This is a genomic window from Ruminococcus flavefaciens, from assembly GCF_900108555.1.
Taxonomy (GTDB): Bacteria; Bacillota; Clostridia; order Oscillospirales; family Ruminococcaceae; genus Ruminococcus; species Ruminococcus flavefaciens_P.
This window is the reverse complement of record NZ_FNWV01000002.1, coordinates 84,689-108,400: the sequence shown is the minus strand read 5'-3', so window position 1 is coordinate 108,400 and position 23,712 is coordinate 84,689. Positions and strand designations below refer to the sequence as shown.

The following is a 23,712-nucleotide window of genomic DNA, read 5'->3' as shown; positions in this document are numbered from 1 at the left end:
ATGTTTCCTATTTATAAAAAGGAGCTGCAATCATTCTTCTACACTCCTTTCGCTTACGCTTTCGCAGCACTTTTCATGCTGCTGTTCTCCCTGAGCTTTTCAAGCGGTATCGCTAAGCTCGAGGGCTCAAACACATGGGCATTCTCCTTCACCGAGATGTTCTATTCCGTTATCCTCTACTTCATATTCCTCATACCGCTCCTCACCATGAGGACATTTGCGGACGAGCGCAAGAACGGTACGGAAGTCCTGCTGATGACATCTCCTGTCAGCGTTCTGAAAATAGTTATCGCAAAGTTCCTCGCAAACGTTACTGTTTACATCTTCATGCTTTTAGGTACTGCATTCTTCCCTATCCTTACAGCGATCAAGGGCGAAGTCATAGTCAGCCAGCTCATATGCGCTTACATAGGCATCTTCTTCTGGGGAACCATGTACATCGCAGTAGGTATGTTCATCTCATCACTTACCGAATCGTCCATACTTGCAGCTATCATCGGTGAGGTAATAATGTTCATACTCCTCTTCGTTGATGACTTCTCAAACACAGCCTTCATCTCACAGTACCCAAAAGTACAGTCAGTGATATATTCATTTGCAGCACAGCCAAGATTTGCATACTTCTCAGAAGGCTTCATTCGTCTTTCGGATATGGTATTCTTCGGTTCTGTAATAATAGTTTTCCTCGCATGGACATATATCGCCATCGAGAAGAGACGCTGGAACAGGGGGTAAGCCGAAATGAAGAAGAAAAAGAATTTCACCAATACTATCGCCTTCATAATGGCGATACTCGTACTTGTCATCTTCATACCGATAAACCTTATAGTAAGCTTTTACGACAGGGGCTTCGATATGACTCCTTCAAAGAAGTACACACTTAACGAAAAGACAAAGCAGCTCATCGCTGACAATTCCGACAAGCATATAGATGTTTACTATCTCTCAAAGCTTGCATACTTCAATGAAGCTGATGCTTCGGAATTCCTCCCCCTTTATCACACACTCACACAGCTCGATGAATTCGACAATATCGACCTCACCTGCTTCGATCCTAACGAAAACGCCGCACTCGCAAGCAGCCTTGATCCCGAAGGCAACCTTGGTACAAAGGAATGTGATATCTTCGTAAAGTGCAACAATGTCACCAAGAAGATAAGCGGCGCAAAGATATTCCAGGGCTCACAGGGACAGAAGCAGTATGCAGGCGAAGAGCTTCTCGCAGCAGCTATCTCGATCTGTACAAGCGGTTCTCTCCCGACTGTATACTTCCTTACAGGCCACGGAGAGAAGTCCATAAACGACAGCTTCTCGATATACGCAGATCAGCTCAAGTCCAAGGACTACGATGTTCAGGAGCTCGACCTCGACAAGGCAGGAGCTATCCCCGATAATGCAAAGATAATCTACCTTGCAGGTCCTCAGAAGGATATAACAGACAAGGAGAAAGACCTCCTTAACGAGTACGCCGAAAACGGCGGTTCTCTCTCATTCCTTATCGATCCATGCGACACAGAGGGACGTTTCTACAACATAGAAAACGTTATGGAAAAATTCGGACTTATCCTCGACTATAACTATGTTACAGAGTCTCTTGATGCCAACAAGCTTCAGGACAGGAACTCAAAACAGGTCGAGAATTTCTTCCGCGTTGAGTATCCCGCAGGTTCAAGATACAATGACGAATTCACTCAGGACCTCACCTCCGATCTTAACGAACTCATAAGCGAAGGTTCATATATCGCAGGTATCGCCAACACAAGAAGCCTTACCGAGATACCCGAGGACAGCTTCCCGGGCGCATCTTATACAGAGCGTTCATCTATAATCAAGAATGTTGCAACTGCTTCAGGTGAATATACAACAGTCAGCAAGTCAATGGGCGGCGACGAGATCACCGCACAGCAGGCAGATGAGCTCCTCACAGGTCTTGATCTTGACTTCGGCTATTACTCTTACAATAAGGTATCGGGCGGAAAAATGGTAGTATTCGGTACTACTTCCATAATCGACAGCGATGCTATCGCTCCTTCTATAAGCGGCTCTAATATGCTTGCAACATTCAGTAATACATGGCTGTATGACAGTGATATCCAGTTTGGTATAGGAAACAAGTTCAACTCCTACGACCACATGACCTTCAAGGACAGAAAAGAAGCAACAAGTGTTATGGTCATAGTTTACGTTATCCCTGCACTTCTTGCTATCGTCGGTGTCGCTGTATGGCTTAAAAGGAGAAATTCCTGATGAAAAAATTAATTATCGGACTTATCGCTCTTGTTTTCCTTGCCGGTGCTTCCATAGGCTTTTACCTTGCTGCCAAGCATAATAAGGACAAGGAAAAAGAGCAGACAAAACAGGAGCTTGCAGACAATGTGCTGTTCAGCTTCGATCCGTACAGCCCTACAAAAATAGTTTTCTCCAAGGGCGATGAAGTTTATACTGCCGAGAAAACAGAAGATGAATGGGCTCTAACCAATGGCGAATTCAAGCTTGACCAGACCTACTGCCAGCTCATATGCACATACCTTTCCGACCTTAAAGCCGTTACTAACTACGGCAGCGTAACAGATGAAAAGCTGGCAATGTACGGTCTTGACGATCCCGACAAGGTGGAGATCACTCTCCCTTCCGGCACACATACCATATACATAGGAAGCGAAAGCCCTACAGGCGATTATTACTATGTTACCGTTGACGGAAAAAGCAATGTCTACGCTGTTGACTCACTGCAGGGAAGCGTGCTCAAGCTCGACAGACTTCTCCTCAAGAATAAAATGATAGTGCCTTACTCACTTTATGATCTGCAGGAGGTAACTACATACAAGGACGGCAAGGTGCTCTGTGACCTTTCATTTAATGCTGATACTCAGGCATGGTCACTCCCCAAGGAGTACTCCGAGCTCGAACTCGACCAGACCGCGGTAACAGCTGCTCTCAACGATCTTGTACGTCTTGAAGCAGAGGAAATGCTTGACGAAAAGCTTGACGACCTTTCAAAGTACGGCTTCGATAAGCCATACGGCGATATAGTCGTAAAGGGCAGCGACGGCAGCGAGCACCATATCATCATCAGTGCAAATGATAATGATCCGACATACTGCTTCGTACTCGTAGATGATGAGCAGGTAGAGCTTTATTACAGGGAAGACCTTACCATAGCAAACGCTCTCCCCTATGATTACCTCGTACGCAATTACGTTTCGGCTGACTCTTACAGTGTAAGCAGCTTCAACTTCAGCTACCTTGGTAACAACGACACCTGTGAAGTTGATATCAAGAATATGCAGTGCAAATACAACGGCAAGGACGTTGACTTTGACTCAACAGAAAATTATGTTGCTTTCAACAATTTCTTCAATGCATTTGCAATAGTGAAATTGAAGGGCACAGATGTTACTGCAAAGCCCGAACTGAAAGATCCTGTCATGACTGCCGAATACAGCTTCAGTGACGGTACATCTCTTAAGATAGACCTTGTAAAGGGCGAAGAAGAAAAATATTACGTATTCCGTGACGGAAAGTATATCGGCGCATATGTTGACGAAAGTATGCTGACAGGCAGAGACTCGCTCAGCGAATTCTATATCAAATTCAAAAAACTTGCAGGCATATAAAAGCGCAGGGGCGGATAATATCCGCCCCTTTGTTGTTATTTCACAGAGATCAGTAGTTAGAGAGTAGTTAGAGCGAACATCGTTCGCCCGAAAAATACGCATAAACTCTAAATGAGCGTCACAGTTAAAAATGCCGTATCTTTTTCCTGCGGCAGGCTATTTCGGCATATTTCCGCTTTGTGGCAAGTCCGCCGCGGATATGCCTTTCCTTCTTGTTTATTTCGAGTATGTCCTTCACTTTTTCATACAGCTCGGGATCTTCCTGTTTCAGCCTTTCACTTACATCTTTATGTACCGTACTTTTTGAAATGCCGAAATTTCCGGCAGCTCCGCGTACAGTAGTCCTGTTTTCGATAATATATCTTCCAAGCATGACCGCACGACCTTCCGGCTGTGTTTTCAAACATATCACCTCTTTCTCTTGCATTTACTAATGTATATGTCGAAGAAGAGAAAGAAATGATACCTTACCGACAGTAAGACTAAAACACATTCTTGAGCCTTTGGAATATTTTACGAACAATAGCACATAATACAGCAAAGGAGCTGATAATATGAAAATTACACCTGAGCTTTACAGCGATATGACGCGGCAGGCTTCACCAAAGTCCAATTCCAAAGTCAATATAACTTTTGCTTTCCTTGTGGGCGGAGCGATCTGCGCACTGGGCGAGATAATACTCTCAATGCTTCAGGCATACGGTCTCGACCGTACAGAAGCAGGCACATGGACTTCCATTATACTTGTGGGACTAAGTTCCATATGCACAGGTCTTGGCTGGTATGCAAAGCTTGCCAAACACGCAGGTGCAGGAACTCTCGTACCTATCACAGGCTTTTCAAATGCCATAAGCTCATGCGCTATCGAGGCAAGATCAGAAGGTCCTATACTCGGCGTAGGAGCAAAGATATTCACCATAGCAGGTCCCGTCATTCTTTTCGGCTGCTCAGCCGCGTCTGTATACGGACTGATCTACTATTTGTTTAATTCATAATTCATAATGCATAATTGATCGTGTCGGCTCATGCCGACAAATTACGAATGAAAATATGTAGGGGCGGATAGTATCCGCCCGTGACTAATAAACATACATAAAACAAAAAGTGCCGTAAGCGATGTACGAGTAACGGTCTTGATAAGAGTGAGCGAGCTTGCAAGCGCCAACGTGGTTAGGGTGCAGCGTCACGCTGCCAAAAAAATAAGCAGGGCATATGCCCTGCTTGTCTTAGATAAACAGATGAAAATAAATATGTGTAGAACAAAAGAAAGGAGACAACAAAACGAGTGTTAATAATTAAGAATTATTTAACACTATAGTTATTATACATTATTTACGCCCTCACGTCAAGCAAATCCTTAAACTTTTGTAATTATGCACAACTTTGACCATGACCTGTACAACATTTTTTACAATATCATTTTATAAACCCTTACACTTGTACAAATTACCGGCGCTCCAATTGTGAAAATACTGTCAAATCCTTGGAATATAGGCAAATTGCGCAAAATACGCATGATAACTTTGTATCAAAGCGCAAAAAAAGGTGTTTACAAAAAATTTGTTTTGTGATATAATAGATAACGTAGTTATACATGGTTAACGCTCGTCCCGTTAAACATTCCTATAACCTAAATTTAATACTTTTTAGGAGGTCATTCCTATGGCAATCAAAAGAAAAATGAAAACAATGGACGGTAATAACGCCGCTGCATATGTTTCATACGCTTTCACGGAAGTTGCCGGTATCTATCCGATCACACCTTCCAGCCCTATGGCAGACTACGTTGATCAGTGGTCAGCTCAGGGTGTCAAGAACATTTTCGGCACTACCGTTAAGGTTGAAGAGATGCAGTCTGAGGCTGGTGCAGCAGGTACTGTTCACGGTTCTCTGAACGCTGGTGCTCTGACCACAACCTATACTGCTTCTCAGGGACTTCTCCTTATGATCCCAAATATGTACAAGATCGCCGGTGAACTTCTCCCCTGCGTATTCCATGTTTCTGCACGCTGCGTAGCTTCTCACGCACTGAACATCTTCGGTGACCACTCCGACGTTTACGCTTGCCGTCAGACAGGTTTTGCAATGCTCGCTGAGACCAACCCACAGGAAGTAATGGACCTTGCTGCTGTTGCTCATCTTGCTTCTATCAAGAGCCGTGTTCCTTTCATCAACTTCTTCGATGGTTTCCGTACATCACACGAGATCCAGAAGATCGCCGTATGGGATTACGAGGATCTGAAGGAAATGTGCGATATGGACGCTGTAAAGGCATTCCGTGCTCGTGCTCTTAATCCGGAAAATCCGACAATGCGCGGTTCTCACGAAAACGGAGATATCTTCTTCCAGCACCGTGAGGCTTGCAACTCCTACTACAATGCTGTTCCTGCAATCGTTGAGGAGTACATGGGCAAGGTAAACGCAAAGCTCGGCACTGACTATAAACTTTTCAATTACTACGGTGCAGCTGACGCAGAGCGCGTTATCGTTGCAATGGGCTCTATCTGTGACGTTGCAGAAGAAGTTATCGACTACCTCAACAAGAAGGGTGAAAAGGTCGGTATCGTTAAGGTTCGCCTGTTCCGTCCATTCTCAGCTGAAAAGCTCGTTGAGGCAATCCCTGCAACAGCTAAGACAATCGCTGTACTCGACAGAACTAAGGAGCCAGGCTCTCTTGGTGAGCCACTTTACCTCGATGTAGTTGCTGCTCTCAATACTACAGGCAGAACTGGTATCAAGGTAATCGGCGGCCGTTACGGTCTCGGTTCTAAGGATACTCCTCCTGCATCTGTATTTGCTGTTTATGCAGAGCTCGCAAAGGCTGATCCTAAGCCACAGTTCACACTCGGTATCGTTGACGATGTTACAAACCTCTCACTCGCTGAGGAAGATGCTCCTAACACAGCAGCAGAAGGCACTATCGAGTGCAAGTTCTGGGGTCTCGGCGGCGACGGTACTGTTGGTGCAAACAAGGACTCTATCAAGATCATCGGTGACCACACTGACAAGTACGTTCAGGCATACTTCCAGTATGACTCAAAGAAGACAGGCGGTATCACTATCTCACACCTTCGTTTTGGTGACAAGCCTATCAAGAGCCCTTACTACATAAACAAGGCTGACTTTGTTGCCTGTCATAACCCATCATACATCCTCAAGGGCTACAAGATGGTCAACGACGTAAAGCCCGGCGGTGTATTCCTTATCAACTGCCAGTGGAAGCCAGAGGAGCTCGACCAGCACCTCACAGCTGACACAAAGCAGTATATCGCAAAGAACAATATCCAGCTCTATCTGGTTAACGCAATAGACCTTGCACAGGAGATCGGTCTTGGCAAGCGTACAAATACAATTCTCCAGTCTGCATTCTTCTCACTTTCAAAGGTTCTTCCTGAGGCTGAGGCAATCGGCTACATGAAGGAGAAGGCTCAGAAGTTCATGAAGAAGGGTATCGAGATCGTTCAGATGAACGAGAAGGCTATCGACGCAGGCGCAAATGCTTACGTTAAGGTAGATGTTCCTGCTGAGTGGGCAAATGCTGTTGATAATTCCGCACCTGCTAAGCTCGAGGGCCCAGAGAAGCTCGTCAAGATGGTTGACGGCATCATGAACCCTGTAGGCAAGATGCTCGGTGATACTCTCCCTGTTTCTGCATTCTCAGATCATGTTGACGGTACATTCGAGCAGGGTGCTTCCGCATACGAGAAGCGCGGAGTTGCTGTTATGGTTCCAGAGTGGAATCAGGATACATGTGCAAAGTGTAACAAGTGTTCATTTGTATGCCCACACGCAACAATCCGTCCATTCGCTCTGACAGAAGCTGAAGCAGCTGCTGCTCCTGAGAACATCAAGATCGCTCCTAAGCCGATCGTAAAGACAGAGTACAAGTACACACTTGCTGTTTCTGCTATGGACTGCATGGGCTGCGGCGTATGTATCGGTGTCTGCCCAACTAAGTCACTCAAGATGGTTCCAAGAGAGTCTCAGGAGCCACAGCAGGCAGTATTCGATTACTGTGTTGCAAAGGTTACAGAAAAGACAGATGTAGCTACAGATGCTACTGTTATTTCCAGCCAGTACAAGAAGCCGCTTCTTGAATTCTCAGGTTCATGCGCAGGCTGTGCTGAAACTTCATATGCAAGACTCATCACACAGCTCTTCGGTTCAAGAATGTATATTTCCAACGCAACAGGATGTTCTTCAATCTGGGGCGGTCCTGCTGCAACATCACCATACACAGTTGATGCAAACGGCCACGGTCCTGCATGGGCTAACTCACTGTTCGAGGACAACGCTGAGCACGGTCTCGGTATGTATCTCGGTCAGAAGGCTATCCGTGAGAGACTCATCGAGGAAGTTAAGGAAATCGCTGCAAGCGACAAGGCATCTGCTGAGGTTAAGGCAGCTGCTGATGAGTACCTCGCAACAGTTAACGACGGTGCAAAGAATACAGCTGCAACAGCTGCTCTCGTTGCTGAGCTCGAGAAGTGCGCTGACAAGTGCGATAAGTGCGCAGATATCGTTGCAAACAAGAACTACCTCTCCAAGAAGTCTGTATGGATCTTCGGTGGTGACGGTTGGGCTTATGATATCGGCTTCGGCGGTCTCGACCACGTTCTCGCTACAGGCGAAGATGTAAACATCATGGTATTCGATACTGAGGTTTACTCAAATACAGGCGGACAGGCTTCCAAGTCATCTAACATCGGTCAGGTTGCACAGTTCGCAGCAGCAGGTAAGGCAATCGCTAAGAAGCGTCTTGCTGATATCGCTATGAGCTACGGTTACATCTATGTTGCACAGATCGCTATGGGTGCTGACATGAACCAGACTCTCAAGGCAATCAAGGAAGCTGAGGCTTATCCGGGACCATCACTCATCATCGGCTATGCACCTTGTGAGATGCACTCTATCAAGGGCGGTATGACAAACTGTCAGTCTGAGATGGAGAAGGCTGTTAAGTGCGGCTACTGGAACAACTTCCGTTATGATCCACGTCTGGCTGCTGAGGGCAAGAACCCATTCCAGCTTGATTCTAAGGCTCCTACAGAGTCATATCAGGACTTCATCATGAACGAGGCTCGTTACAGCGCACTCACACGTTCATTCCCAGATCGTGCTAAGGAGCTCTTTGCTAAGGCTGAGGAGACTGCAACAAATCGTTACGCTTACCTCACAAAGCTCGCTGAAAAGTGATTTTTAGCTAAGTGGAATATTTCCGCTTAACGTGCACATACGAATATAAAATCACTCCCCGATACGAACAGGTATCGGGGAGTTTTGTTTGACATTATGCGACAAAAATGCTATTATTAATTGTCGGCTTCTTCCGTCAGGAAGGAGGTGAGTTAGATGACCTTTCTTCTCTCATTTATAGTTTCTGTCGCAGCTGGTGTGATCGCAAATTACATAAGCAAGTGGCTTGACAGGAAGTAGCCCGACAAAAGCCCTTTCCGTTTATAACGGAAAAAACACCCGAAGTAGCCGCTTCGGGTGTTTTTCTTTGCGTGAGTTAGATGACTCATGAAATGTTCTCTCATTCATTTCACCTACATTATACACCACAAAATTTATTTTGTCAAGGTGTTTTGCAGCGTGACGCTGCACCCTTCAACGTTGACGCTCGTAAACTCTCTTACTCTCTGCAAAACGGACAGTCTGCTTTCGCTTACGGAAGTTTAACGTGAATTATGCACATACGAATATAAAATCACTCCCCGATACGGACAGGTATCGGGGAGTTTTGTTTTACATCTTTTTATTGTAATAAGCGCTTACCGAAATATACACCATAAAGATGAACGCCATACATAGCGAAAGCGTACAGCTTACGACCTCACTCAAAAAGTTTGCGATGATAGTCGCAATAGAAATACCAAGAAGTATAATACGAAAGGTAGCTGCAGAAGCCTCTTTATTTATCTGAGCGCTTCTCTCATCGGTTTGCTTGATATACATTTCTTTCAGCTTAGCTTCATTGCCGAGCGCCATTTTCGACGCTACAACATTGCCAATAGCGATGGCAAGCACTGCACCTAATATGCCGCTTGTTGCGTTAAATCCGTCATTTGCTCTGCCGAATGCCGCAAGCAGGATTATACCTGCAGCCATTATAACCGCAAGAAGAATGAAAAAATATATCCTCTTCTTTATTGTAATTCTGAAATTCTCCATAATGTTCCTCCTTTACAAATTCACATTTTTTTGTTGTAATACAGATTTACAAGTACTGTTATCAAAGCACCTGCTGTCATGTCTATAAAAAGTGTTATGCTTACTGTCTTGCTGAAAAAGCCTGTTATCAAAACTGCAAGCCCTGTAGCCACAAGACTTATGACAGAAGATGTTCTCATAGTCGCTTTTGATATCTCAATGTTGCGCTCATCAGTCGTTTTTATGTACTCTGCTTTCAGTTTATCCTCATTTCTGAGCAGTATAAGATACTTTATCATCAAAAACGCTGCAACAACTATTATGCCAAAATAAACGCCTGCTATCATACCACGTGAAAAATCGGGAACATCTTTGATAAGATAACTCAGTCCCCAGTATACTGCCGAACCTGAGCAGCAAAGCATAAGACATAAATAAAATCTTCTCTGTAATTTTTTCTTGAAATTTTCCATAATTATTCTCCTTATAAGTTCTCTTCGCCCTCAAATATAAACAGCTCCTCAATAGTAACTCCGAAGAACTGCGCCGCCTTGTGAGCAAGCGTAAGGGACGCATTGTATTTTCCGTTTTCCAGCGATATGATAGTCTGCCGCGTGACGCTGAGAGCGTCCGCAAGCTCCTGCTGCGTGACCTTTCGGGCTTTCCGCAGCTCCTGAATTTTATTTTTCATTCTCTTTCTCCTTATCCTTTTCACTATAAACTGCAAAGAACGCAATTGCAACACTGTATGCTACCCACGGCAATGCTCCAACCAAAAAATCCTTTATTAATTCAAACATAAAATTACCTCCTTTGATGTAAAGCTTGCTTTACTTCTTCTGTGATTATAGTATAGCACGCTTTACATTTTTTGTCAAGTTCACTTTACATATTTTTATGTTTTAACATAAAAAGCTCCCCGACATCATATCGGGGAGCCTTGTTCTTATATCAATGATAATATCTTTCACTGTTTTACAGTACCGCAGTACCTAACAGTATAGCTGCGTTTCTTAGCCTGCAATATCGCTGCTGACTCGAAACACCTTATCCATGATACTGTTTTAAGCTTTGACCTTTTTATTCTTTCTTGAATGTGCATAAGTCTTGAAAAGGAAATATGCTATCCAATCATAAACAAAGACTGCAAACAGACCTACTCCTGCATAAAGGACGAACCATGTACCTGCCCATAGCATAACAATAGCTGCAACTGCAAAGAGTCCTAAAGCAAGTGCGCTTACGGCAAAACGTTTGCCGAGGTGTGTGTAGCTGTTATCAGCAACGAGATCATTCCAGAAACCTGCTGCCTTAACAGTGCAGCCAACAACAACATTGCTCAGTATCAGTATTGCATTACAATGTTTTTCATTCAACAGAACAATTGAAATGATAAAGATAATATCCAGAATTGTAGCTAATAAAGCTTCTTTCATAATTTTTTTATTCATACGCTCACTCCCTAAAATAAATCATCTCCAAAATGTTTCAATATGATGCAAGAAGCATCATCCCCTACACTGAAACACCACATAAAAAATACTATTTTCACCTCCGTATTTCATATTTTTGTCCATCTCTCTTGAATGTTTGTGCGTAAAAGTACAACTCAAATCAACCATAAAAATCATGAGTGAAGAAAGCTGATATTACAATTATACACTATAAATATGAACATTTAAAGGCTTTTTTGTTATTTTGATAGTGACATTTGTCACTAAATTACTGAAATCAATGCTATTGAAACACTTTTTCAGCAGATCAGGTATGTTTTTCCTGCTTTGCTTTTCTGCTGCGGACCCACTTAACTATATACAGTATCTGCCAGAAGATGCAGAACGGCAAAACGGGAATAACACAGAATACAAATCCCATTATAATAAATGCGCTGTAGAAGCCTTCCCAGCCGTATGACGTTGTAAAGAAAGTGAAACCGAACTTGCTGCAATAAAGGCTGTATAATAAAAGAAGAACATATGGTATGTATGATACTATGAACGATATGGTATATTTTCCGGAGATAGGCTGCAAACCTGTGACTTTACGCTTTTTGATATGGTGTGAAATTGCAAGAGTTATAAGTCCGAATATGGCAAGGACAAGGATAACTCCAAATGAAGAAGTATAGCCGAGTCCAAGGTAATGCCACAGCGGCGCACGAAGTTTGTCATCTGCCGCAATATGGACACAGTGGGCAAGATATACGCCGATACCGCCAAAGCATATCCACTTAAAAATCTGACCATTTTTTGTCATAAGATCATCTCCTTAAAATCATTACGCAATATCTTTTTTCTCTCCTTTGTTATTATGATTATACTGCATAAAACGAAGTTTTGGAAGATGTCATTCGTCACTTTCTCAGTGACATTCGTCACTAATAAGTGGTTAGTTGTTAGTTTGTAGGTGACGGCGTCCTCGACGTCCCATTGAAAGGGCGGATACCATCTGCCCTTTCAACAAAACGCAGCGCACCTCACTACAGCTTAGCGGAACGCCGAGGTCGGCGTTCCATACAATTGGCTAATGTTCAAAATGAACAAGCCCCGAGGCAAAGCCTCGGGGCTGAACTATATCTGTATTATCTTTAATATTGTCCGCTTTTATCTGTTATAAAGCCTGTTGAGTTTACGGATCTTCTTCGCAAGCTCAGGTGTAAAGTCCGCCTTGCTTGTGCGGAACTGCCAGTTTCCGCCGAGAGTAGACGGCGTATTCATTCTTCCCTCTTTTGGACTGTCGAGGAAATCCTGTATCTGTGCAGCTGCGACCTCAGCAACACTTCCCCATGCAGCGCGTATAACTGCCGCAGGTATCTCCTTTTTCTTCTTTACGCAGAGATACTGCTTGGCGAATTTCAGTGACTTCTTATCAAGAGTATCCACCCAGCCGATGAGTGTCTCGTTATCGTGAGTACCTGTGTAGGCGAAATAATTGGTACTGCTGTAATTATGTGGCAGATACTCATTATCTCCGCCGCTGAAGCCGAACTGCAACACCTTCATTCCGGGGTAGCCGCAGTTATCCAGCATCTCCCTGACCTCGGGAGTAATAAAGCCCAAGTCCTCAGCAATGATATTCAGCTTGCCCAGCTTTTCCTCAGCAAGTCTGAAAAGCTCGTAATTCGGACCTTTTTCCCACTCGCCTACAGTAGCGTCCTCGTTGCCGAATGGTATGCTGTAATAGCTCTCAAAGCCGCGGAAATGGTCTATCCTTACGATGTCGTAAAGCTCGGAAGCCGCTTTGATACGGTCTATCCACCACTCATATCCCGTCTTTTTATGGTAGTCCCAGTTGTAAAGCGGATTTCCCCAAAGCTGACCCAGCGGTGAGAAATCATCAGGCGGACAGCCTGCAACAGCTACGGGACGACGCTTTCTGTCAAACTGAAAAAGCTTAGGTGTCGCCCACGCCTCAACGCTGTCCAGAGCGCAGTATATAGGGATATCTCCGATTATCTCGATACCGTTGGTGTTTGCGTATTTTTTCAGTTCGCTCCACTGCCTGTTGAACTCATACTGTATGAACTTATAAAAAGCGATGTCCTTTTTCAGCTCCTTTTTAGCAGCTGCAACAGCCTTTGGCTTATGCATGGAGATATCGCTGTCCCACTCATACCACGGCTTGCCGTCATAGCGGAATTTCAATGCCATGAACAGTGCATATTCATCGAGCCACTTCTTGTTGGCATCGCAGAACTCCTTATATCCCTGTGCTTTTGCAGGCTTGAACCTGTTGAACGCTATCCTCAGCACATCATAGCAATGGTCATACAAAAGGCTGTAATCCACCTTTTCGGGGTCACTTCCCCATTCAAAGGAAGCGTACTCATGATGCTCAAGAAGTCCGTCACACTCAAGCACTTCAAAGTCTATGAAGTATGGATTACCTGCCTTTACCGAAAAAGACTGGTACGGCGAGTCGCCATAGCTTGTAGGTGAAAGGGGCAGTATCTGCCAGCATTTGACCTCGGCGGACTTCAGAAAATCCACAAAGGCAAAGGCAGCCTTTCCCATTTTGCCTATACCGTAATCCGACGGCAGACTTGATATATGCATAAGTATACAGCTTTTTCTCATATTTATTCAACTCTCTTTCCTGTATAAAGCCCTGCAAAAACGCCATACTAAAACCAAAAGGAGTTGATAGGTATGAAGCTTTCACAGCTGTTATTTTCATTTCTTATGGGCTATTTCTGCTACAGTCTTATAGAAATAGTCATGCGCGGCTACACTCACTGGACAATGTCGCTGACGGGCGGTATGGTACTTACCATACTCTATGCAATAAACAGCCGCCGCACCATGACGCTCATACGCAGCTGTATCATCGGTACATTTATGATAACCGCCATAGAGCTTACTGTAGGGATATTCGACAATGTTATTATGCACTGGAACGTATGGGATTACTCGGATATGCCATTTAATTTTCTCGGACAGATATGTATCCCCTTTTCGGCGTTCTGGTTCGTACTTTGTATCCCGGCAAACAGGCTGTGCAAGCGCATAAGCCGTCAGTTTTGTAACAAAAAGGCTGTTCCGATAGTCTCAGAACAGCCCATGTGATCAATAGTTCTTATTAGAATCAGCATCAAAGAAATTGTTGCTGCTTTCTGTATAGTAGTCGTTGGATTCAAGCGACATGAAATCGTCATCATCAATATCAGGAAGTCTTGCACCGCATCGGCCACAGAACTGAAAACGTTCATTGACTTCGGCATCACACTTAGGACATATCTTATATCCTCTGATACCGTTAAGCTCATATCTCATCTTCTTGATCCTTCTGCGTCTTGTATCTATATCATCGCAAAGAACTTTAAGAGCTGCCGGATCTTCACCCTGATTTTTATAGTACTTCTTTCCGATATCAGTAAAGATCTCAACTATACGCTCTTCCTCATAAAGGATCTTTCTTTTGAGGTTGCTTGCTTCTGAGATATTTTTAGCCTTTTCAGATACACCCCTGCTTGCATCATTAAATTTATCGAGAATTCCCATCTTAAATCACTCCTGTTCAATATTTTCTCGTTAAATATTGCATTTTTATTATACAACAACAACAGGAATTATGTCAAGTGTTTTCATAATAAATTTAAGTGCAGGCTCGCTTTTTGTGCAATACTCACATTTCAGCTATATCATTTTCGGTAAGCTGAATAATACCTGCTCTGTTCAGTGCTTCTGAAGCCTGAGCATTGTCATCAACACGGATAACGAAGGATACAGCCCTGTCCGAAGTACCGAGGAACGAGTACATATACTCAACGTTAACATTATCCTGACCGAGCACATCAAGCACGCGGCTGAGCTGTCCGGGAGAATCAGGTATGGATATTGCCAGCACCTCTGTTACATTTACTGCATATGAAGCCGCTCTAAGAATATCCACTGTCTTTTCCGTGTCATTGGCGATGAGTCTGATTATGCCGAAATCAGCAGTATCAGCAAGACTGAGAGCTCTGAGATTTATTCCGCTCTCCTTGATTATCCTCATGACACCTGCTGCCTGATTAGGCTTATTATCTACAAAAACCGAGATCTGTCTTACATTTGACATATGATCTCCCTCCTTTGTGGTTTGTATTTTACTGCGTCAGCAGGAAGAATCATGCCTTTGGAAGATCCTCATACATAACGAGAACGGAATGTTCGTCGATATACTCATTTACATGGGTCTGTGCATCGTGGCAAAGTCCCGATGATGAACAAAACTTCATGTCTATTACCTTAACTGTAGAGATAAACTGATTAAGCTCATTCTCAAAAGCAGCAAATCGCTGATACTTCTCCTGCTCCGGCATATAATTTGTGGAAAAAATTTTGATTTTCATAAATGAAACCTCCTTAAAATAGTTGGAAATTTATATCACAGGAGCTCAATACCCCTGCTCTAAACAATCAATCATGAAGCTTGCGCTTATCAATAACTCTTACAGCCTTGCCTTCACTTCTTGTGATAGATTTAGGTGAAACAAGGTGTACCTTAGGATTGATACCCAGCATTGTCTTAATGGCAACTGCCAGATCGCGCTCCTGCTTCTGCATATCCTTAACCTTATCTGAGAACTGATTGGGATTCATCTCTACGCTGATATCGAGAGTATCGGTATTGTTTACACGGTCTACTTCGATGAGGTAGTTAGGTGAATAGCCCTGTTCAATGAGAACTGTTTCTATCTGTGACGGGAATACGTTAACTCCGCGGATTATCATCATATCATCGCTTCTGCCCATAGGCTTAGCCATTTTTATGAGAGTACGTCCGCATGAGCACTTCTTTCTGCTGAGCTTGCAGAGATCGCGTGTACGGTAACGGAGAAGCGGAAATGCTTCCTTTGTTATGCTTGTGAATACAAGCTCACCGACCTCACCCTCGGGGAGTACCTCTCCTGTCTCGGGATCAATTATCTCAGGGATAAAGTTGTCCTCATTGATGTGCATACCTGTCTGCTCTGAACATTCAAATGCAACACCGGGACCGCTCGACTCTGTAAGTCCGAAGATGTCGTAAGCCTTGATACCCAGTGACTGCTCGATACTGCGGCGCATTTCCTCAGTCCACGGCTCGGCGCCGAAGATACCTGCCTTGAGGTTAAGATCGTCGGGAGTAAGTCCCATATCGCGGACAGTTTCGCCGAGATATGCCGCATATGACGGAGTACAGCAAAGTATAGTCGCATTGAGGTCGCGCATGAACTGTATCTGACGCTCTGTATTGCCTGAACTCATAGGCAGGGTAAGACAGCCTACCTTGTGTGAGCCGCCGTGGAGTCCCATACCGCCTGTGAACAGACCGTAGCCGTATGCTACCTGAACTACGTCCTCGTTAGTGCCGCCTGCTGCTGTAATAGCTCTCGCACAGCAGTCCTCCCACATATCAACGTCGTTCTGAGTATAGAAAGCAACGACGCGCTTGCCTGTGGTACCGCTTGTGGAGTGTATCCTTACACATTCGCTGAGGGGCTTTGCAAGGAGTCCGTAAGGATAAGCCTCTCTGAGGTCTGCCTTGCTGAGGAACGGCAGCTTGTGAAGATCCTCAGTTCCCTTGATGTCCTCAGGCTTTACGCCCTTTTCGTCCATAAGATCACGGTAATACTTAACGTTTTCGTAAACGTGCTTTACCTGTGCAACAAGTCGCTCGTCCTGAAGTTTCTTCATATCTTCCAGCGATGCACATTCGATCTCTTTGTTCCAATACTTTTCCATTGGACTTCTACTCCTTTTTTCAGATCTAAGATCTCAGATCTCAGATCTAAGATTTATTTTTCTTAGCTCTTAGCTTTTAATGTAGGAGTGGATAATATCCGCCCCTACTATAATTACTGCTTTCTTAGCTCTTAGTTCTTAGTTCTTAGCTCTGATCACTGAGCGTTCTTGCCAAGCTCGAAAGCCTTCTTGTTGAGTTCAAGGAACTTAGGCGGTACACACTGTTCAAGTGCCTTCTGCCAGAGCTCATCGGGATAGTCCATACGTGAAGCAAGCACGCCCATGAGGACTACGTTTGAAGCCTTTGCAGTACCTGCCTGTTCAGCCAGTGAAAGTGCATCGACTGCAACGATCTCTGCACCTGCTGCTTTGAGCTTTTCAACGAGATTCTCAGGATACTGTGCAGCACCTGTGATAACAGGCATAGGGTCTATCTGCTGTGTGGAAGTTATGAGCTTTCCGCCTTTTTTGAGGTAAGGCAGGCATCTTGCAGCTTCAAGAAGCTCAAATGAGATAACTGCATCAGCCTCACCCTTTTCTATTACAGGTGAGTATACCTTATCACCGTATTTTACGTATGTTACGACCGAGCCGCCTCTCTGCGACATTCCGTGTACCTCGCTGACCTTTACGTCATAGCCCTGTGCAAGAAGCACATTTCCCAGAAGTCTCGAAGCGAGCAGCGAACCCTGTCCGCCGACACCTACGATCATAATAGATTTTGTTTCCATTTTATATTACTCCTTAAAAGATTATTGATTATATTTTTACATTGCCGAATTTAGTAAATGTTCCGAAGCCGCCAAGTGCCGCAAAAGCAATATTTTCAAGCAGCGAGGTGATAAATTTGCCCTTGCATTCACATTTTTCCAGCAAATTTCCGAAGTCTGATGAGATCTCGGAAAAAGTAACATCTCTTATGCCTAAAAACTCCTGCAATATCTCGCTGTCTACTTCTCCCGGTTTCAGTCCGAGATCCTTTTGCAGGAACGATGATATTTCCAGGCACCATGATGTACGAACTGCAAAATAAATTGCAAATATCATTACGACAGCACAGATTATAAGACCTGTTTTCTCCTCCAGTCCGCTGTTCTTAGTAAACAGATTATATCCGAAGAAGATACATACAGCCATTACAGCTCCGCAGATCGAAGCGATAAAGCCCATTCTTGCCACAAGGATTATAAGTATGATACCGGGGATAGCTCCAAGCAGCGCTCCCAGTACACCTTTAACTATAGGCATGAGCTTTGATTCATTACCGTAGCTGCCGTACACCGTATCCGATGCAGGATAGCCGCTCCTTGTGTCATAGCTGTTGTAGTTTGAGGACTGCTGTCCGTAGCCGCTCTGCGTATTGCCGTAGCCTGTGGACCGCTGTCCGTAGCTGTTCTGCGCGTTGCTGTAGCCTGTGGACTGCTGTCCGTAGCTGTTCTGCGTCTTGCTGTAGCCTGTGGACTGCTGTCCGTAGCTGTTCTGCGCGTTGCTGTAGCCTGTGGACTGCTGTCCGTAGCCGCTCTGCGCATTGCTGTAGCCTGTGGACTGCTGTCCGTAGCCGCTCTGCGCATTGCTGTAGCCTGTAGACTGCTGAGCAGTCTGCGCAGCTGCCTTATCAGCTTCCTCAGCTGCCTGCTGAGCAAGCTTTTGCATATCACCTATATCGTCCATTCCGTTGGAATTTCCGATACCACCCATTAAATCATCCATTTTTCATATCCTCCCAATCATCATCACTCAGGATAACATTTCAAGTTCGCCGTCAACAAAACCGATGGCAGCACCCTTTGCCCCCTTGATAATTCCTGAGTATTTACCGTTTTTCATGTATTCTTCAGCCATTTCCTTAAACAGCTCAAGCGCATGATTCCACCCTGTATCGTCCTCATCTGAGGTATCAACAGTAAAGATATTCTCTCCGCTGCTCCACACTTCTTCGCAAGCCCATTCGCCGTCCTTGTCATCGGGATCAAACTCCCCTGCGGCTATGAGCTGTGCTCCGTAAATATGGTCCTCATCGGACTCTTCATAGAGATTAAAGCAGAAAGCCTTAGTCTCCTCGGGCATATCGTTATTTTCAAAAAGGTCGTCCAGCCAACGTGCGAACTCCTCATATATTGGTAACTGTATCATCTTTTTTCCTCTTTGTTTTCTTAAATCTGAAAAACTCAAGCTTTGCACACTCGGGACACTCGTATATGCTTACTGTAAGAGCTCCCGATGCCCATTGGTCGAGATGCTCGAATATCAAGCCGCTTTTACCGAGCTGTATACGTTTTGTTCCTATGTACTTCATCATAATATTGCAGTAGGGACAGTTTATTTTTCTTACTTTCATAGTAATACCTCATTAGTTAGTGCATTTAAAATGTAATGTTGTTTGTATCTCAGGAACGTCATTCCCTACTCAGTTCTTAGATCTTAGTTCTAAGTTCTTAGTTCTTAGTTCTAATTATTCAATAGCTCCGATCTTGCACTGTTCCTGACAGATGCCGCAGCCTACGCAGAGAGTATGGTCAACTACAGCCTTGCCATCACGCATTGAGATAGCAGGACATCCCAGCTTCATACACTGCTTGCAGCCTACGCACTTGTCATGGTTCACCTTTACAGGCGGATTGTGCTTAACGTACTTGAGAAGTGCGCATGGACGGCGGGAAATAATAACTGAAGCCTCGTCAGCAGCAAGCTCTTCCTTGATAGCAGCCTCTGTCTCGGCAAGCTTATACGGATCAGTAACGCGGACACGCTTGATACCGATAGCCTTGCAAAGCTCTTCAAGATTTACAGCCGCAGCAGGATCGCCCTTGAGGTTCTTGCCTGTGGTCGGGTTCTGCTGATGACCTGTCATACCTGTGATAGAGTTATCAAGAATGATAACTGTAGAATTTGAATTATTGTAAGCGATATTTACAAGACCTGTCATACCGCTGTGCATGAATGTGGAATCACCGATAACTGCAACTGTCTTGTGCTCGGACTCAGTTCCTCTTGCCTTGTTGAAGCCGTGGAGTCCCGAAATAGAAGCACCCATACAGATAGTTGTATCAATAGCGTTGAGTGGTGCAGCAGCTCCGAGAGTGTAGCAGCCGATATCGCCCGATACTGTAACGCCAAGCTTCTTTAAGCAGTAGAACAGACCTCTGTGAGGACATCCTGCGCACATTACAGGAGGACGTACAGGGATATTCTCGTCAAGCTCAGCGTAATCCTTCTTCTCGCCGAGAAGCTTCTCTGCGATAACAGACTGAGGAAGCTCGCCGATATAGCCGAATATCTCCTTGCCCTTTACGTTGTTCACGCCGATGTTGCGGCAGTGCTCTTCGATAATGCCGTCAAGCTCTTCGATAACGTATACCTGCTCGTACTTCTTAGCGAAGTCCTGAATGAGCTTTACAGGGAGAGGATTTACCATACCGAGTTTGAGTACGGAAGCCTTGTCGCCGAGAGCTTCCTTGACATACTGATAAGCTGCGCCGTTTGTGATAACGCCGAATTCAGCCTTGTCTGATATCTCGACTCTGTTGAGAGGAGTTGTCTCGGAATACTCGATGAGCTTCTTTGTTCTCTCCTCAACGAATACGTGTCTGCCCTTTGCGTAAGCAGGCATCATAACGAACTTGCTCGGTGTCTTTTCATAGTCCTTGAGAGGAAGGTCGTTGCGCTCCTCCATTTCAACGATGCTCTGTGAGTGAGCAACTCTTGTGGACATTCTTACTATAAACGGTGCGTCAAACTGCTCTGAAAGCTCAAAAGCAAGCTTGACGAACTCCTTACATTCTGTAGAGTCTGAGGGCTCGAGCATCGGGACCTTTGAAGCGATAGCGTGGTGGCGGCTGTCCTGCTCATTCTGTGATGAATGCATACCCTGATCGTCAGCTACTGCGATGACCATACCTGCGTTAACGCCTGTATAACCTGCTGTATAGAGCGGGTCAGCGGCAACGTTGAGGCCAACGTGCTTCATTCCGCAGAAGCTTCTTGCACCTGCTATAGAAGCTCCGAGAGCTGTTTCCATAGCGACCTTTTCATTAGGTGCCCATTCTGCGTAAACTTCGTCGTACTTAGCTACTTCTTCGGTTATCTCAGTTGAAGGAGTACCCGGATAGCTTGATACGACGCGACATCCTGCCTCATATAAGCCTCTTGCAAAAGCTTCGTTTCCAAGCATTAATTTCTTCATTTTATGTATTTTCCTTTCATGTTAAAGATTATCATATCTATGTCAGTTGAGAGTGGAGAGTTTAGAGTTGACAGTTATGGTGCCGCCTGCGGCGGCATTATTCAAATAATGTGAGCGCAGCGAACACATTAACTCTCAATTCTCAACTTTCAACTCTCAACTTAATTCATCACGCAGCCACCGTGCAACGCCGTCCTCATCGTTAGTACCGATGATATGGTCTGCGGCAGCCTTTACCTCTTCTCTTGCATTGCCTACTGCAATTTTTATATCAGCCTGCTCGAACATTGGCAGGTCATTGAGATTGTCACCGAACGCCACTACTTCATCAAAGCCGTACCTCTCACGCAGGAAGCGTATACCGTTAGACTTTGATGCTTTTGCAGAAAACGCTTCTAAAAACCACTTCCCCGTGTAGGTGTCCTTATAAAATGCGCAGTCTGCATCTTCCATGCTGTCGATAGCTTCCTTTACGGGAATTAGCTTCTCATAGTCGGTCAGTGCCGTATAATATATCGTCATATCATCGGCAGCTTCAAGCAGCGAGCTGCACTGCACATAGGGCTTGTTGTAGTTGTTTTTCCTCACCTCTGCAAAAGCCTTCATCACGCGGCTGGTTATCTCGGTATAATAACAGGTCAGCACCCCGTTATTGAAGCGGTACATGAAACATTCCGCCCCTGCTTTTTTAAAGGCTTCCGTTATCTGTGCCGAAGTACTTACGGGTATGTACTCGTTTTTGATATAGCAGTCGCCTTTCAGGTCGTATATGCTGACACCGTTCATGAGTATACACGGAACATTGATATTTACAGCCGATGTTATGGGCTTTGCGGAATATACCGACCTTGCTGTGGCAAAGGTGAGATGCATACCCTCAGCCGTGAGCCTGTTCAGTATATCTGCTGTTTTTTCGGTAATTTTTCCATTGGGATCAAGCAGCGTACCGTCAAGGTCTGTGATGTAGAGCCTTTTCAATTTTTGCTGTTCACCTCCGATAGATACTCATAAATGTATTATAACATATTTCAACTTAAAAGTGAAGATTTTATTTGTACAAACCATTCGATTTGTACATTCCGACGGAATTGAGCTCTCCCGAATGTTAATCATGCATAAACGCCGTGCAGAGCACGGCGTTTAGTGAGCAGCCCTCCCCAAATATGCGCATCATCACAGTCGGGAGCCCGAGGGCGGGCTCCCCTACTGATCACTAAGCACTAATTACTGATCACTAACAAAAAAAGAGCCATGAAGGGTTATGGTCCTTCATGGCTCAAAGTGTGTGTTATATTATGGCAGGTTTCCCTTACTTGATCTCGAGTCTCTTTGTGACAGGAGCTTCGGGAGCTTTCTTCGGGAGCTCAATGGTGAGTATGCCATTCTTGTACTCTGCGCTTACAGCGTCAGTATTTACATCTCCGATGTTGAAGCTTCTCTTGTACGAGCCGAATGTGCGCTCGCGGCGGATATAATTGCCCTTGTCGTCCTTTTCATCATTTTTTTCAGTATGCTCAGCTGCTATAGTAAGCTGCGAGCCGTTGATATCGAGCTTGATATCTTCCTTGTCGAAGCCCGGGAGCTCCGACTCCATAACGTACTTGTCTCCGTCATCACGGATATCGGTACGACAGTTGTTCAGCGGCATTTTGCTGCCGAAGAAGTCTTTGTCAAAGTCATTGAATGCGTCCCACAGACCAAAGCCTGTGCCGCCGAAAGGTGTAAGTCCATACATGATCCATACCTCCAAATATTTATTTGCCTGTCCGTCTGACAAGCCTCATATTTATCCTATGCAGTTTACCTCATTATATGCACTTTCCATTGGTATCGCTTCCTTTCGTTTCATTGTCTATATGATACTGCCGTTTTTTGAAAGAAATATCACAGCTTTGTGAAAGTATAATGAAAATTAGCACTCTCTGTATGAGAGTGCTAATTTCTTCTTTACAGTTTATCAGAAAGCCACCTGTAAACGTCGTTTATGTCATTATTTCCCGAATTTATGCCTGTCATACACTTATTTTCGTGTATGCATATTTTTTCAGCACAGCCATTCTCATCGTAATACACCCCATACCACGCCATTGTCGGAGCTTCCACAGCAGGCATTGCCTCAGGAAGGACAAGTCCGATATCGTCCTTATCCAAAGCCTCTGCAAACTTGATGTACATCTTTTCAAGCTCGTCCTTATCAAAGGTCTTTAACAGCTTTATATCCTTTTCCAGACTTCCCTCTGAAAATTGTTCCATAAGCTCATCAGGTTTCAAATAATTGACCTCATTGGACAATACACTGTAGCAATTGCCGTTTTTGACACAGAATTTGCCTGACAGCCCCGCCTCGGAGCTTTTGTAATACAAAAAAGCTATATCGGGGATCTTTATTTTTGAAGTCTTTACGTTCCTGCCGCAGCCTGTGCAGCAGCCTATGAGAAGAATAATTGCCGAAAATGCAGTTAATGTACGTTCCATGGTATCACCCCTATAAAAAGTATTTCTACTATATAAGTACGTTCAGGAAGCCATTTCGTTGCACTTTCGGCAAAAC

General features: G+C 44.6%; 25 protein-coding genes. 6 read left to right on the top strand and 19 right to left on the bottom strand.

Annotated elements, in window-relative coordinates; all coding sequences use genetic code 11:
* The 3 genes from BLW60_RS03725 to BLW60_RS03715 are packed head-to-tail and all read left to right on the top strand — an operon-like array spanning position 1 to position 3,617.
* The gene (locus tag BLW60_RS03725) at positions 1–735 is read left to right on the top strand and encodes an ABC transporter permease (protein WP_074714548.1); all 735 of its coding nucleotides are present in this window, start codon (positions 1–3) and stop codon (positions 733–735) included.
* 6 nt (positions 736–741) lie between these two features.
* Positions 742–2,247, top strand: coding sequence for a GldG family protein (locus BLW60_RS03720; RefSeq protein ID WP_074714547.1), 1,506 nt, complete (start codon positions 742–744; stop codon positions 2,245–2,247).
* Positions 2,247–3,617, top strand: a complete 1,371-nt coding sequence (locus BLW60_RS03715; RefSeq protein ID WP_074714546.1) for a DUF4340 domain-containing protein — start codon at positions 2,247–2,249, stop codon at positions 3,615–3,617. The genes BLW60_RS03720 and BLW60_RS03715 overlap by 1 nt, the downstream gene beginning before the upstream one ends.
* Positions 3,618–3,741: 124 nt before the next feature.
* Here BLW60_RS03715 and BLW60_RS03710 read toward each other — a convergent pair whose 3' ends face one another.
* Positions 3,742–4,020, bottom strand: a complete 279-nt coding sequence (locus BLW60_RS03710; RefSeq protein ID WP_074714545.1) for a sporulation transcriptional regulator SpoIIID — start codon at positions 4,018–4,020, stop codon at positions 3,742–3,744.
* Between the two features lie 151 nt (positions 4,021–4,171).
* Here BLW60_RS03710 and BLW60_RS03705 point away from each other — a divergent pair, with 151 nt between their 5' ends.
* Together BLW60_RS03705 and nifJ are read left to right on the top strand one after the other, a co-directional pair.
* The gene (locus BLW60_RS03705; protein ID WP_074714544.1) at positions 4,172–4,612 is read left to right on the top strand and encodes a SpoVA/SpoVAEb family sporulation membrane protein; all 441 of its coding nucleotides are present in this window, start codon (positions 4,172–4,174) and stop codon (positions 4,610–4,612) included.
* Between the two features lie 673 nt (positions 4,613–5,285).
* The gene (gene nifJ, locus BLW60_RS03700; RefSeq protein ID WP_074714848.1) at positions 5,286–8,813 is read left to right on the top strand and encodes a pyruvate:ferredoxin (flavodoxin) oxidoreductase; all 3,528 of its coding nucleotides are present in this window, start codon (positions 5,286–5,288) and stop codon (positions 8,811–8,813) included.
* A gap of 552 nt (positions 8,814–9,365) precedes the next feature.
* Here the strand turns inward: nifJ and BLW60_RS03695 are convergent.
* From BLW60_RS03695 to malQ, 6 genes are all read right to left on the bottom strand, one after another.
* A complete protein-coding gene (locus BLW60_RS03695) occupies positions 9,366–9,791 on the bottom strand; it encodes a DUF2178 domain-containing protein (protein ID WP_074714543.1) in 426 nt (141 codons plus the stop codon).
* 20 nt (positions 9,792–9,811) lie between these two features.
* Complete coding sequence (locus tag BLW60_RS03690; RefSeq protein WP_074714542.1) at positions 9,812–10,243, bottom strand: hypothetical protein; 432 nt, start codon at positions 10,241–10,243, stop codon at positions 9,812–9,814.
* An 11-nt stretch (positions 10,244–10,254) separates the two neighbouring features.
* Positions 10,255–10,461, bottom strand: a complete 207-nt coding sequence (locus BLW60_RS03685; RefSeq protein WP_028516074.1) for a helix-turn-helix transcriptional regulator — start codon at positions 10,459–10,461, stop codon at positions 10,255–10,257.
* 373 nt (positions 10,462–10,834) lie between these two features.
* A complete protein-coding gene (locus BLW60_RS03680; protein ID WP_074714541.1) occupies positions 10,835–11,221 on the bottom strand; it encodes a hypothetical protein in 387 nt (128 codons plus the stop codon).
* Between the two features lie 310 nt (positions 11,222–11,531).
* The gene (locus BLW60_RS03675; protein WP_074714540.1) at positions 11,532–12,026 is read right to left on the bottom strand and encodes a hypothetical protein; all 495 of its coding nucleotides are present in this window, start codon (positions 12,024–12,026) and stop codon (positions 11,532–11,534) included.
* A gap of 347 nt (positions 12,027–12,373) precedes the next feature.
* Positions 12,374–13,846: a 4-alpha-glucanotransferase gene (gene malQ, locus BLW60_RS03670; RefSeq protein ID WP_074714539.1), complete on the bottom strand. Its 1,473-nt coding sequence runs from the start codon at positions 13,844–13,846 to the stop codon at positions 12,374–12,376.
* A gap of 72 nt (positions 13,847–13,918) precedes the next feature.
* Here malQ and BLW60_RS03665 point away from each other — a divergent pair, with 72 nt between their 5' ends.
* Positions 13,919–14,335 carry a putative ABC transporter permease gene (locus tag BLW60_RS03665; RefSeq protein ID WP_074714538.1) on the top strand — a complete coding sequence of 139 codons (417 nt, stop codon included), beginning with the start codon at positions 13,919–13,921 and terminating at the stop codon, positions 14,333–14,335.
* On the opposite strand, the gene BLW60_RS03660 is transcribed toward BLW60_RS03665, so the two are convergent.
* From BLW60_RS03660 to BLW60_RS03605, 12 genes are all read right to left on the bottom strand, one after another.
* Entirely contained in the window at positions 14,336–14,770 is a 435-nt protein-coding gene (locus tag BLW60_RS03660; protein ID WP_074714537.1) for a zinc ribbon domain-containing protein, read from the bottom strand.
* 124 nt (positions 14,771–14,894) lie between these two features.
* Positions 14,895–15,329, bottom strand: a complete 435-nt coding sequence (locus BLW60_RS03655; protein ID WP_074714536.1) for an amino acid-binding protein — start codon at positions 15,327–15,329, stop codon at positions 14,895–14,897.
* A 49-nt stretch (positions 15,330–15,378) separates the two neighbouring features.
* Positions 15,379–15,603 (bottom strand): hypothetical protein, encoded by a 225-nt coding sequence (locus BLW60_RS03650; RefSeq protein ID WP_072951881.1) that lies wholly within the window; start codon positions 15,601–15,603, stop codon positions 15,379–15,381.
* A 67-nt stretch (positions 15,604–15,670) separates the two neighbouring features.
* Complete coding sequence (locus BLW60_RS03645) at positions 15,671–16,978, bottom strand: phenylacetate--CoA ligase family protein (RefSeq protein WP_074714535.1); 1,308 nt, start codon at positions 16,976–16,978, stop codon at positions 15,671–15,673.
* A gap of 155 nt (positions 16,979–17,133) precedes the next feature.
* Complete coding sequence (locus BLW60_RS03640) at positions 17,134–17,709, bottom strand: indolepyruvate oxidoreductase subunit beta (RefSeq protein ID WP_074714534.1); 576 nt, start codon at positions 17,707–17,709, stop codon at positions 17,134–17,136.
* Positions 17,710–17,737: 28 nt separating this feature from the next.
* Positions 17,738–18,688, bottom strand: a complete 951-nt coding sequence (locus BLW60_RS03635; protein ID WP_074714533.1) for a hypothetical protein — start codon at positions 18,686–18,688, stop codon at positions 17,738–17,740.
* A gap of 27 nt (positions 18,689–18,715) precedes the next feature.
* Positions 18,716–19,111, bottom strand: a complete 396-nt coding sequence (locus tag BLW60_RS03630) for a hypothetical protein (protein WP_074714532.1) — start codon at positions 19,109–19,111, stop codon at positions 18,716–18,718.
* Entirely contained in the window at positions 19,089–19,316 is a 228-nt protein-coding gene (locus BLW60_RS03625; protein ID WP_074714531.1) for a hypothetical protein, read from the bottom strand. Before BLW60_RS03625 ends, BLW60_RS03630 begins: the two co-directional genes overlap by 23 nt.
* Positions 19,317–19,430: 114 nt before the next feature.
* Positions 19,431–21,161, bottom strand: a complete 1,731-nt coding sequence (iorA, locus tag BLW60_RS03620; protein WP_074714530.1) for an indolepyruvate ferredoxin oxidoreductase subunit alpha — start codon at positions 21,159–21,161, stop codon at positions 19,431–19,433.
* Positions 21,162–21,317: 156 nt separating this feature from the next.
* Positions 21,318–22,139 carry an HAD family hydrolase gene (locus BLW60_RS03615; protein ID WP_175460878.1) on the bottom strand — a complete coding sequence of 274 codons (822 nt, stop codon included), beginning with the start codon at positions 22,137–22,139 and terminating at the stop codon, positions 21,318–21,320.
* A 331-nt stretch (positions 22,140–22,470) separates the two neighbouring features.
* On the bottom strand, positions 22,471–22,896 hold the full coding sequence (locus BLW60_RS03610; protein ID WP_074714528.1) for an Hsp20/alpha crystallin family protein: 426 nt from the start codon (positions 22,894–22,896) through the stop codon (positions 22,471–22,473).
* Positions 22,897–23,108: 212 nt separating this feature from the next.
* A complete protein-coding gene (locus BLW60_RS03605; protein WP_074714527.1) occupies positions 23,109–23,636 on the bottom strand; it encodes a hypothetical protein in 528 nt (175 codons plus the stop codon).
* Positions 23,637–23,712: the final 76 nt, after the last annotated feature.